Source organism: Micrococcus sp. HG099, assembly GCF_024723355.1.
GTDB lineage: Bacteria > Actinomycetota > Actinomycetes > Actinomycetales > Micrococcaceae > Micrococcus > Micrococcus endophyticus.
This window is the reverse complement of sequence record NZ_JANQCJ010000074.1, coordinates 1-11,571: the sequence shown is the minus strand read 5'-3', so window position 1 is coordinate 11,571 and position 11,571 is coordinate 1. Positions and strand designations below refer to the sequence as shown.

10 protein-coding genes and 2 pseudogenes are annotated in these 11,571 nt (G+C 71.2%); 4 read left to right on the top strand and 8 right to left on the bottom strand.

The window, feature by feature from the left end; genetic code table 11:
- The 3 genes and pseudogenes from NWP10_RS07695 to trxA all read left to right on the top strand — a co-directional run.
- Positions 1 to 800 (top strand): annotated as a pseudogene (locus NWP10_RS07695) (hypothetical protein); the annotation flags it as partial.
- A 145-nt stretch (positions 801 to 945) separates the two neighbouring features.
- The gene (gene trxB / locus NWP10_RS07690) at positions 946 to 1,947 is read left to right on the top strand and encodes a thioredoxin-disulfide reductase (RefSeq protein ID WP_184172908.1); all 1,002 of its coding nucleotides are present in this window, start codon (positions 946 to 948) and stop codon (positions 1,945 to 1,947) included.
- Positions 1,948 to 2,044: 97 nt separating this feature from the next.
- Positions 2,045 to 2,368 carry a thioredoxin gene (gene trxA, locus NWP10_RS07685; protein WP_017489444.1) on the top strand — a complete coding sequence of 108 codons (324 nt, stop codon included), beginning with the start codon at positions 2,045 to 2,047 and terminating at the stop codon, positions 2,366 to 2,368.
- Between the two features lie 79 nt (positions 2,369 to 2,447).
- On the opposite strand, the gene NWP10_RS07680 is transcribed toward trxA, so the two are convergent.
- The 8 genes from NWP10_RS07680 to rpmH form a co-directional block, all read right to left on the bottom strand.
- Positions 2,448 to 3,869, bottom strand: coding sequence for a ParB/RepB/Spo0J family partition protein (locus tag NWP10_RS07680; RefSeq protein WP_258300446.1), 1,422 nt, complete (start codon positions 3,867 to 3,869; stop codon positions 2,448 to 2,450).
- A 2,722-nt stretch (positions 3,870 to 6,591) separates the two neighbouring features.
- The gene (locus NWP10_RS07675) at positions 6,592 to 7,536 is read right to left on the bottom strand and encodes a ParA family protein (protein ID WP_246416932.1); all 945 of its coding nucleotides are present in this window, start codon (positions 7,534 to 7,536) and stop codon (positions 6,592 to 6,594) included.
- A gap of 76 nt (positions 7,537 to 7,612) precedes the next feature.
- Positions 7,613 to 8,338, bottom strand: a complete 726-nt coding sequence (rsmG, locus tag NWP10_RS07670; RefSeq protein ID WP_258300445.1) for a 16S rRNA (guanine(527)-N(7))-methyltransferase RsmG — start codon at positions 8,336 to 8,338, stop codon at positions 7,613 to 7,615.
- Positions 8,331 to 8,975 (bottom strand): R3H domain-containing nucleic acid-binding protein, encoded by a 645-nt coding sequence (locus NWP10_RS07665; protein ID WP_258300444.1) that lies wholly within the window; start codon positions 8,973 to 8,975, stop codon positions 8,331 to 8,333. The genes rsmG and NWP10_RS07665 overlap by 8 nt, the downstream gene beginning before the upstream one ends.
- Positions 8,976 to 8,977: 2 nt before the next feature.
- A complete protein-coding gene (gene yidC / locus NWP10_RS07660) occupies positions 8,978 to 9,979 on the bottom strand; it encodes a membrane protein insertase YidC (RefSeq protein WP_184172904.1) in 1,002 nt (333 codons plus the stop codon).
- 5 nt (positions 9,980 to 9,984) lie between these two features.
- Positions 9,985 to 10,353, bottom strand: a complete 369-nt coding sequence (yidD, locus tag NWP10_RS07655; RefSeq protein WP_017489451.1) for a membrane protein insertion efficiency factor YidD — start codon at positions 10,351 to 10,353, stop codon at positions 9,985 to 9,987.
- The gene (gene rnpA, locus NWP10_RS07650) at positions 10,354 to 10,755 is read right to left on the bottom strand and encodes a ribonuclease P protein component (protein ID WP_184172902.1); all 402 of its coding nucleotides are present in this window, start codon (positions 10,753 to 10,755) and stop codon (positions 10,354 to 10,356) included.
- A 28-nt stretch (positions 10,756 to 10,783) separates the two neighbouring features.
- Positions 10,784 to 10,921: a 50S ribosomal protein L34 gene (gene rpmH / locus NWP10_RS07645; RefSeq protein WP_017489453.1), complete on the bottom strand. Its 138-nt coding sequence runs from the start codon at positions 10,919 to 10,921 to the stop codon at positions 10,784 to 10,786.
- 340 nt (positions 10,922 to 11,261) lie between these two features.
- Between rpmH and NWP10_RS07640 the strand changes: the two are divergent.
- Positions 11,262 to 11,571 (top strand): annotated as a pseudogene (locus NWP10_RS07640) (chromosomal replication initiation protein DnaA); the annotation flags it as partial.

The window sequence follows — 11,571 nt, the reverse complement described above, 5'->3', positions numbered from 1 at the left end:
CCCCCGAGGCGACCGCCGCGGGCACGTCCCCCGCGGACGGCGACGGCGGCGCCCCCGTCGACCCGGACCAGGGCGGGTCCCGCCGCGGCGGATGGCCGCTGGCCCTGCTGCTGCTCGCCGTGCTGGTGGGCGCCCTCGTCCTCGGCGGCGTGCTGCTGGCCCAGAACCTGCGCGGCGCCCCCACCGAGCAGGCCGCCCCTCCCGCCTCCCCCACCGAGACCGTCGAGGGCACGGACCCGACGCCTGCCGCCCCCACGCAGTCCGACGAGGCCTCCCCCACCGAGCCCTCCCCCGCCGCGAGCACCTCGGCCTCCCCCACGGAATCCGAGACCGCCGCCGCGGCCCCGCAGCCGGCCCGCGCCCTGCGCATGGTCCCGGACCTGCCCGCGCACGAGTCCGAGCACGACGGCGAGCTGCCCAACCTCATCGACGGCGACCCCTCCACCGCGTGGCGCACGTTCGCCTACGCCCGCCCCAACTTCGGCGGCTACGTGGAGAGCATGAACCTCGTAGTGGAGCTCGAGGACCGCGCCGAGGTGAACGCGGTGACCCTGCAGAGCACGGGCGCCACCGGCGGCGCCTGGTTCGCCTACATCGCCGACTCCCCGGAGGGTGAGAACGCGAGGGAGATCGGCAACGGCACCTTCGACCAGGACTCCGTCACCGTCCCGGTGCCCTTCGACGGCGCGGAGGCCGAGGCCGAGTACGTGATCGTCAGCCTCACCTCCCTGCCCCGCCTCGACGGCACCACCCCCGACCTGCCCTTCGGCCTGCGCCTCGGGGAGATCGGCGTCCGCTGACCCCCGCGCACGCACGACGGCGCGCCGGACCCGCCGGCCGCCGTCGTGCCGTGCCGCCCCGTGGGCACGCCCCACGGAATACCCGCCCGTGCCCGCGCCGTTGACCCGGACGAGCGCCCACCACCCCGATCCCCTGGAGGAACCCGTGGCCCCCACCGCCCAGGACCAGAGCGTCCACAACGTCGTGATCGTCGGCTCCGGCCCCGCCGGCTACACCGCCGCGATCTACACCGCCCGCGCGCACCTGCAGCCCGTGCTGGTGGCCGGCTCCGTGACCGCCGGCGGCGAGCTGATGAACACCACCGAGGTCGAGAACTTCCCCGGCTTCCCGGAGGGCATCCAGGGCCCGGAGCTCATGGCGAACCTCGAGGCTCAGGCCCGCCGCTTCGACACCGAGGTGCTCTACGAGGACGTGGTGAAGGCCGACCTGACCGCCTCCCCGAAGGTGCTCACCCTGGGCGACGGCACCGAGCTGCGCGCCCACGCCGTCATCCTCACCACCGGCTCCGCCTACCGGAAGCTCGGCGTGGAGGGCGAGGAGCGCCTCTCCGGCCACGGCGTCAGCTGGTGCGCCACGTGCGACGGCTTCTTCTTCCGCGAGCAGGAGATCGCCGTGGTCGGCGGCGGCGACTCCGCCATGGAGGAGGCCCTGTTCCTCACCAAGTTCGCCTCCAAGGTGACCGTCCTGGTCCGCAAGGACGAACTGCGTGCCTCCAAGGTGATGGCCCGCCGCGCCCTGGAGAACGAGAAGATCGAGTTCCGCTGGAACACGGAGGTCGCCGAGGTCATCGGCGGGGACAAGGTCCAGACCCTGCGCCTGCGGGACACGCAGACCGGCGAGGAGTCCACCCTGGACGTCACCGGCCTGTTCGTGGCAATCGGCCAGGACCCGCGCACCGACCTGGTGCAGGGCCAGCTGGAGCTCACCGAGCATGGCACCATCCGCATCGAGCACCCCTCCTCGCGCACCTCCCTGCCGGGCGTGTTCGCGGCCGGCGACGTCACGGACCACACCTACCGCCAGGCCATCACCGCCGCCGGCTCCGGCTGCGTGGCCGCGCAGGACGTGGAGCACTACCTCGCGACCGTGGCCGACGTGGAGGAGGCCGCCCCCGCCGGGCCGGACTCCGACGCCAACCCGGCATGACCCACTGCGGCTTCGCTCCTGACACCCCGTCATGAGTGAAGTTGCCGACAACCATGAACGCCCAGGTCAGACCCGTATTCCCACCAAGGAGGTTGCCATGAGCACCATCAACGTCACCGACGCCGACTTCGACCAGAAGGTCCTCCAGTCCGAGCTGCCCGTCCTCGTGGACTTCTGGGCCGAGTGGTGCGGTCCCTGCCGCATGCTGGGCCCGGTCCTCGACGAGATGGCCGTGGAGCACGAGGGCAAGGCCGTGATCGCCAAGCTCAACGTGGACGAGAACCCGGCCACCGCCGCCCGCTTCGGCGTCACCTCGATCCCCCTCGTGCTGGGCTTCCAGGGCGGCGAGAAGGTCGCCGAGTCCGTGGGCGCCAAGCCCAAGGCGGCCCTGGAGAAGGAGTTCTCCGCCCTCCTCGGCTGAGACCCCTCCCCACGCGAAGGCCCCGGCACCCGCTCACTGCGGGGGCCGGGGCCTTCGTCCGACCAGGGGCGGATGGGGGTCAGGACGCGGCGCCCCGGCCGCCCTTCTCCCCCTGGATCACGTCCATGATGCGGTTCAGGTCCTCCACGGTGGTGAAGTCGATCGCGATGCGGCCCTTGCGGGCGCCCAGGGTGATCTTCACCGAGGTGTCGAGGCGGCTGGTGAGCGCGGTGGCGTAGTGGTCCAGGCGCTCGTGACGGACGTCGTCGGCCGTGCGCCGCGGGGTGCGGCCCGGACGCAGCCCGCCCTGCAGCTGCGCGACGGCCTCCTCCGTGGCGCGCACGGACAAGCCCTCCGACTGGATCCGCTGGGCCAGGCGCTCCATGTCCGAGGGGTCGGTGAGGCCGAGCAGGGCGCGGGCGTGCCCCGCGGACAGGGTGCCGGCGGCCACGCGGCGCTGCACGAGCGGCGGCAGCTTGAGCAGGCGCAGGGTGTTGGAGATCTGCGGGCGGGAGCGGCCGATGCGCTCGGCGAGCTCCTCCTGCGTGCAGGAGAAGTCCTCCATGAGCTGCTGGTAGGCCGCCGCCTCTTCGAGGGCGTTGAGCTGGGAGCGGTGCAGGTTCTCCAGCAGGGCGTCGCGCAAAAGGTCCTGGTCCGGCGTCTGGCGGACGATCGCGGGGATCGCGTCGAGCCCGGCCTTCTGGGTGGCGCGCCAGCGGCGCTCGCCCATGATCAGCTCGTACGGGGTGGGCCCGTCCACCTCGCGCACGACGATCGGCTGCAGGATGCCGACCTCGCGGATCGAGGTGACGAGCTCCGCCATGTGCTCCTCGTCGAACACCTCGCGGGGCTGACGGGGGTTCGGGTGGATGTCCCCGACCGGGATCTCCCGAAGGACGGCGATGTCCGTGGAGACGGTGCCCTCGGCCGCGGTGGGCGCGCCGGCGGCGGCCTCCTCCCCCGACGACGACGCCGCCTCACGCTTGGTCGGCGCCTTCACCGTGGGCATGGCCGGACGCGCCTTGGTGCCGCGGCGGGCGGCGGGCGCGTCCTCCGGATCCGGGGAGAAGAAGACGTCGACCGGCCGCTGCGCCGCCCGGGTGGGCGTCTTGCGGGCCGCGGCCGGGGCTGCCGCGGAGTTCGCCTTGGCTTCTCCAGTGGAGGAGATTGTCTTCTTGGTGGGGGCGGTCTTCTTCGCTGCCGCGGGCGCGCGTCCTGCGGACCCGGCCTTCTTGTCCGCGGCGGCCTCCTCGGCCGCCCCTCCGTTTGTCTTGGATGCGGACGCAGCACGCGCCGCGGGAGCCTTCGCGTCGGAGGTCTCCTTGGACGAGCGTCGCGCAGAGGACGTTGCCGCCTTCTTCTCCGCGGGAGCCGCGGTCGGAGCGGTGGCGTCCTCGGCCGTGGCGTCGGCCTCCTGCGGGGCCTCGTCAACGGGTTCGGCGGTGCTCTGGATCAGGGCGCCGAGGCCTCGGCCCAGGCCTCCTCGACGGCTCGTCTTCAAAGGGTCCTCCTGCTGTGATGGGTCGGCCTTTAGTCTAGGCCGTGGAGGGTGTCTGCGCGGCCTCGAGTTCCCTGGCTCGTGGCGGTGAGACGGTGGGTTGTGTTTCACGTGAAACGGTGTTCTCCGTTCGCCTTGCTCAACCCGCCGACAACTTCATCCCGTGAGGCAATGAAGCCACTGAGACGCTGCGTCTCCTCCGGCCGCGACTCACGGCGATCGTGTTCAGTGTCCACGGTCCCCTGTGCCCGGGCCGGCCGTTGTCTGATGTTTCACGTGAAACGGAACCGCCTGCCGCTTTCTCCACGCGCCGGGACGTCGCCGCTATACCTTGGATTCCCACTCATATCACTAGATCCTTCGTTTTGTCCCGAGATTCTCTTGCATGGTGGCTGTAGTGCCAGCCGAATCGCGGACATTCCCCTCCCCCGCCGTTCCGCCCCGGGACCGCCGGCAGCCGGGGGACGAGAAGACCCGAACGGTGATGCCCAGGCCTCAACATTCGAGCTGCCTTACCGGGTTCAGATCTCACCTATGGCACGGTGCGGCAGCACGCCCGTGTCCCCGCCCTCCCCTCCAATGGGGATTCCACGCTCATGTCCCGTCGAACCGACAAGGTGGTGCCGAGTGCTGAAGCAGGTGCGCGTTTCACGTGAAACATGGACGAGGGATGTGGCAGAGGTGCTCCCTTGAGTGATCGTGGGGGTGCTCAGAGCGAGCCGAGTTAAACCGAGCAGTGTATAGACGACACAGCGGGCACTTTGGCGCGTGGCCCGTGGCGCGTCAGGCTCTTCCGGTTCTTCCGGTTCTTCCGGTTCTTCCGGTACAACGGGTGCGTTCGGATCAATCCCAGTGTGTTCGTGAACGCCCAGTGCCAACGCACCTGTTTCACGTGAAACAACCCGGACGGCAGTCTTTTGTGTGCTGCGGGGTGGATGGACGGCTTGTGCGGAGAACCCCACCCTCGGCCCCAGGCGAGATCGTCCTAGCTCCGAGGTAGAGATCCTCCACGCCACGTGAAAGTAGTCAGGCACCCGAAGGTCCATCATTTGACGGGTTGCAGGGTCTCGACCAAACCAGTCCGCGGCATGTTTCACGTGAAACGATGCCGGGTTCCATGACGGCTGGGAGTAGTCACCAACGGTCGTGGGAGAGTACATTGCGGCGGTGTGATCGGCGACGCCGTTCACACTGCCGGTGGGGACGTGGATGCGGAAAACCGACCCAAGGGGCCGAATAGTCGGCGTCGCCACGCTCTTCTTCGAGGAGATGATCTCCCTCATGGCGAGTTGTCTTGACTCGAGCCTCAACAGATACCACTTTCAGCGTGTTCTCACGAATCGCGTCGAACACCCGGTTCCACGCGCGCACCCGTCGCCGATGGTGACCTGCTGCACGCGGCAAGTGGCGCTGAAGGTGACACCAGAACCACCTCCGGCCCAACGCGTTCCGCACCCCAGGCCGTCGTTTCACGTGAAACAGGGGTCCTTGGTCATGGCCATATCGGCGAGCCGGCGCTCAGACGCGACGTTCGTCCGATGCGGTTCCGGGGATTGAAGGGGAGGAGGCATCGGAGGCCAAGAACTCGACGGCTGGCCCCACCCCTGTCCCGGACTCGACCCGCAACGGGACGAAGGGGAGGCATGCAGGCGCTGCGGGGCGGCGCAGGGGCGGGGGAGGGGCCCGGCAGGCTGACGCTGAACGACGCAGTGGCTCAGTGGACTGGCGGGTCGAGTCCCCGGGTCGCGGTCTCCGAAGCACCATGTCACTCCGCCAGCCCTTCGCTTTTCACAGAGACCGACCCGAGAGTCAGCCTCCACCACCCATGTTGTCCACAGAGGTTGTCCACATACCAACAGCTCGATGTCATGGGGATCGGAGCTCGTCAGTCCCGGAATCCCAGTGATACGGGTTTTGTGTATACATTGGAGCGCACAGCTCGCTGACGTGGTCGGCCGGGGGCCCGTATGAGCCTCAAGATTCATCCACACCACTGCAGGCGCATTGTCCACAGACCCATACTTGCACTCTCCCGTGACTGGCTCAGGCGCGGTGGAGAGGGACCGGGCGCGGGGCCGGGGGAGTGGCGGACCGTATCTACGCCGGCCGCCCTCGCTGCGCCGCGCACACCCGGTTCGGTCGGCGGGGAGAGTCGTGGGCGGGGGAGTGGTCGAGGAGGGATCGGTCAGCGCGGCTGTCCTGCTCGTGCCCGACCCACGGGGTGCCGGACCGATGGCTGGCACGCAGCGTACGCCCGCCCTCCCCGCCCGCTTCAGGCACGGGGACGGGGCGTCGCTCAGACCGCTCGGCCGCCAACCGGCGGCGTCGACGGCCCGACGGCCCCACTCATGATCACTGGCCCGTGCATGCTGTCCGCGGTCATCCGGCAACGACGACGGAGGCCATCCGTCGTCAGCGTCACCACCATGTCCGCTCGCAGCCTGGCCTCGTCGGGCGTGGGGTCTCAGCGCCGCGTCGCGTTTCACGTGAAACATGCGTATGGGCACGCATCAAGGCGAATCGCTTGCTCTTCGGCATGGATGTCCACAGCAGGGCGGGTGACCGTCCTCGGTGGGGTCCACAACGGCCCACACACTCAGCGCCCCCACGCCCGCCCACAGCCACCACACCCACGCACAGAGCCCGCCGGCGGGATCGCTCCCACCGACGGGCTCCGTCGTCGTGCTCGTGCGCAGTGGCCGCCTCAGGCGGCGTGTGCCGGTCCTCAGCCCTTCGCGGCCGGGGCGCCGCGGCCGGCGATCTCGGCGGCCGCCTCGCGGTAGGCCACCGCGCCGGCGGAGGTCGGGTCGTAGGTGAGCACGGTCTGCTGGTAGCTCGGCGCCTCGGAGATGCGCACATTGCGGGGGATCGCGGTGCCCAGCAGCTGCTCGGGGAAGTGCGCGCGCACCTCCTCCGCCACCTGGACGGCGAGATTGGTCCGCGCGTCGAACATGGTGAGCAGGATCGTGCTCACCTGCAGCTTGGGGTTGAGGTGCTTCTGGATCATCTGCACGTTCTTGAGCAGCTGCGAGAGGCCCTCGAGGGCGTAGTACTCGGCCTGGATGGGGATGAGCACCTCCTCGGCCGCCACGAACGCGTTCACGGTCAGCAGGCCCAGGGACGGCGGGCAGTCGATGAACACGTAGTCCAGCCGCTCCTGGCCGTTCTCCTCGCGCCAGGCGGTGTACGCCTCGAGGGCGCGGGAGAGACGCTGCTCGCGGGCCACGAGGGAGACCAGCTCGATCTCGGCGCCGGCCAGGTCGATGGTCGCGGGCACCACCTGCAGGCCGTCCACGTCCGGGGCGTCCTGCACCACGTCGTGCATCTCCATCTCGCCCAGCAGCACGTCGTACACGGAGGCGACGTCGCCGGTGTGGGGGATGTTCAGCGCGGTGGACGCGTTGCCCTGCGGGTCGATGTCGATCACCATCACCCGCATCCCGGCCCGGGCGAGGGCCGCGGCCAGGTTGACGGTCGTCGTCGTCTTGCCGACGCCGCCCTTCTGGTTGGACGTGGTGAACACGCGGGTGCGCTCCGGACGCGCCAGGCGGCGCGCCTTGAGCCGCGAGGACTCCTCGGCCTCGCCGGCGCCCTTCTCGGCGGACCGGCCGGACCACTTCTGGCGCAGGGCCCTCCAGGCCCCGCCCCGGCTCTCCTGCTCCTGGGCCATGCGGCTGTACCTCTCTGGTCAGGGGTGTGCGGATCCCTCGCCGTCGGGCCCCGCCGACGTCCCGGTGGGGGAGGGGTCAGCGGGGGCGCGCGCTGACGCGCACGACGGTGGTGGTCTCGGGCAGCAGGCCCTCGCCCACCGTGAGGATCTCGGGCTCGTCTCCACCATACTTGCGCAGGACCTTGCGGGCGGCGGCGATCTCGTCGGCCGCCGCGCGGCCCTTGATCGCCAGCAGCCGGCCGTCGCCCTGCAGCATCGGCATGGTCAGCGGCACGAGGGTCTTCAGCGCGGACACGGCGCGAGCGGTGACGACGTCGACGTCGAGGTTCCCGGAGACCTGCTCGGCGCGGCCGCGGATCACGTCCACGTTCTCCAGCCCCAGGTCCTCGACCACCATGTCCAGCCACTCCACGCGCCGTTCGAGGGGCTCGATCAGCAGGAATCGGCAGTCCGGGCGGGCCAGGGCGAGGCAGAGGCCGGGCAGCCCGGCGCCGGAGCCGACGTCCGCCACGAGGGCGCCCTCGGGGATCAGCTCCTCGACCACGGCGCAGTTGAGTACGTGGCGCTCCCACAGGCGGGGCGCCTCGCGGGGCCCGATGAGGCCCCACTCGATGCCGGTGTCCGCCAGGTGCGCCACGTAGCGCTCGGCCCGGGGCAGGTCCTCGCCGAACAGCTCGACGGCGGCCGGTCGCAGGGCGTCGGTCAGCGGCGGCGCCGGCTGGCCCACGGGGGCGGGGCGGTCGCCGCGCTCCTTCGGGTCCAGGCCAGGCCGGCGCTCGTACGGGGAGGCCTGCTCAGGCATCCGCGGAGATCACCACGTGGCGGCGGGCGCCCTCGCCCTCCGAGGCGGAGGCGAGGCCGGCGTCGGCCACCACGTCGTGCACGATCTTGCGCTCGTACGCGCCCATGGGGGACAGGTGCACGGGGCCCTCGCCGGCGCGCACGCGCTCGACGGCGTCCTGGGCGGTCTCGCGCAGGTCGGCGTCGCGGCGCTCCCGGTGCCCGCAGATGTCCAGGATGAGGCGGGAGCGGTGCCCCGTGGCGGCCAGGACGGCCAGGCGCACGAGCTCCTGCAGGGCCTCGAGGGTCTTGCCGTCGCGGCCCACGAGGGCGTTGAGGCGCTCGTCGTGGTCCTCGGACACCACGGACACGTAGGTGCGGCCGTCGCGGACCTCGATGTCGATGTCCCCGTCCAGGTCCGCGATGTCCAGCAGCTCCTCGACGTAGTCGGCGGCGACGTCGCCCTCCTCCTCGAGGCGGCGCACGCCGTCCGAGGCGGACTCCGCGGCGGAGGCCTCGGCGCCCTCGCCGGCGGCCACGGCCGCGTCCGAGCCCGTGCGCCCCTCGGCCGCGGGGGCCTGCGGGGCGTCGGGGGCCGGGGTGGTCTCGACGACGGCGTCCTCGGCCTCGGCGGCCGGGTTCACGTTCTCGGCGGACATGCTCACTTCCTCCTGCGGTTCTTGCGCTGCGGCTGGACGCGCTGGCCCGAGTCGCGCACCGGCTCGCCGTTGAGCGTGGCGGTGCCGCCGCCGGCGGCCTGGGTGTGGGCGGAGGAGGGCTCCGCCTTGGAGTCGGTGACCTTCTGGCCGACCGGGGGCAGGCCCTTGGCGGCGCGGCGCTCGTTGAGCTCCTGCTCGGCGAGGGAGCCCGGGGTGGGGTTGTTGCGGATGATCCACCACTGCTGGCCGACGGCCCAGAAGTTGGAGTAGGTCCAGTACAGGAGCACGCCGATGGGGAAGTTGATGCCGCCGATGCCGAAGATCAGGGGCATGGCGTAGAGCATGATCTGCTGCGTCTGCATCATGGGCCCGGAGAGGGCCTGCTGCGTCATGTTCTTCGTCATGAGCATCTTCTGCATGTAGAACATCGAGCCCGACATCAGCACGATCAGCACGATCGCCGTGATGATCACGGGCGCGCTGCCCGGATCGCCGAAGGAGTTCAGGAAGGTGTCCGACATGCGGGCGCCGAAGATCGTGGAGCCCTCGAAGGAGCGGATCTGGTCCGCGGACAGGGCGTCCATGGACTCGCCGCGCTCGGACGCGCCGCGCGCGCCGATCAGCACCTGGTACAGGGCGAAGAAGAACGGCATCTGGATCAGCAGGGGCAGGCAGGCGGCGAACGGGTTCGCCTTGTGCTCCTTCATGAGCGCCTGCTGCTCCATGGCCATGGCCTGGCGGGAGAGCTGGTCCTTCTTGCCCTTGTACTTGGCCTGCAGCTTCTGCAGCTCGGGCTGGATGGCCTGCATGGCGCGCTGCGCCTTGATCTGCTTGACGAACAGCGGGATCAGCAGGGTGCGGATGAGCACCACCAGCAGGAGGATGGACAGCGCCCACGTCCAGCCGGAGTCGGCGGGCATGCCCGCGAACTCCAGCACGGTGTGGAACGCCCCGAGCAGCCAGGACATGAGCCAGCGGAACGGGGCGAGGATGGCTTCGAACATGGGGGTCAATCCTCCTGCGGGAGATCAGGTGGGATGGGAGGGTGGTTCAGGGTGAGGATCCGCGGCTGCCGGCCCGGCGGCCAGCGCCGGTGGCCGGGCGGGACCGGGTCCACGCCGCCGTCGTTCCAGGGGTGGCAGCGGCCGATGCGCCGCGCCGCGAGCCACGAGCCCTTCACCGCGCCGTGCACGTGCACGGCCTCCAGCCCGTAGGCGGAGCAGCTGGGGAAGAACCGGCAGACCTGCCCGTACAGCGGGGAGACGACCGCCCGGTAGACGGTCAGCAGCCCGGCCAGCAGGGCGGAGGGCAGCGCGCGCACCGGGCCCCACTCGCGGGAGGGCTCGAGCACGGTGAACGGCGAGGGCGTGACGGCCATCTAGGCCTCGTCCCGGGGGACGGCGGGCAGGTGCGGCCTGAGCGCCTTGGCCAGCGCGCCGACGGTCTCGCGGCGCAGCAGCGCGTGGTCCGCCTCGGCCGCCGGCGGCAGCGCGCGGACCTGCACCAGCACGGGCAGCTCCCGCAGCGGGGCGGTGCGCATCTGCTCGGCGACGACGGCGCGCAGCCGGCGCTTCACCCGGTTGCGGGTGACCGCGTTGCCCACGGCCTTGGACACGACGAACCCGGCCCGCGGCCGAGGGACGCTCGGCGACGTGGACCGGGTGTGGTCGGGGTCCGTGGCGACGCTCACCACCACGGTGCGCCGGCCCGCTCGGGTGCCGGTGCGACCGAGGTGGCGGAACTCCGCGGGGGTGCGGACGCGCCGGTCACGGGGCAGCACGGAGCGCGCCAGCCCTGAAGCGGCGTCCTCAGGCGGACAGCTCGGCGCGGCCCTTGCCGCGGCGCGCGGCCAGGATGGCGCGGCCGGCGCGGGTGCGCATGCGGGCGCGGAAGCCGTGCTTGCGGGCACGACGGCGGTTGTTGGGCTGGAACGTGCGCTTGGTCACTGTGATCACTCCACGACGTGTTGTGTGCCTTCGACCGTCGACCTGAGCAGGTGAACCAGGGGGAAGGACCGGTGAGGCTCTGACATGAAATCCCCGGCGGGCACGATGGATCGACGCCCGGGGGACCAGGCAACTCTAGTGCCGGGGGCGCGGGAGGGTCAAACGGGTGCGCGAGGACGCCCCGGAACAGCGGTCGTCCGGAGCGTCGTCCACAGGATGATAGGGGTTGTCCACCCTCTGTGCACAACCCTGTGGACAACCGTTAGACTCCCAGCACCGTCGTCCGTGCCGCGCAGCCGTCCCCCACTCCGGGCCGTCTGCCCCAGGAAAGGAAGCCTCCGTGGTGGCAGACCAGGCCGTGCTCAGCTCGTGGCGCTCCGTGGTGGGCGCCCTCGAGGACGACGCGCGGGTCAGCGCCCGCCTCATGGGCTTCGTCTACCTGGCCCAGCCGCAGGGGCTGATCGGCAACACCCTCCTGCTGGCGGTGCCCAACGAGACCACCCGCGAGACCCTGCAGGGCGCGCAGGTGGCCGAGGCCCTCACGGACGCGCTCACCGCGGAGTTCCGCGAGGAGATCCTGCTGGCCATCTCCATCGACGCGAACCTGCAGCCGCCCCGCGCCCCCGAGCCCGAGGCCCGCCGCTCCGCCC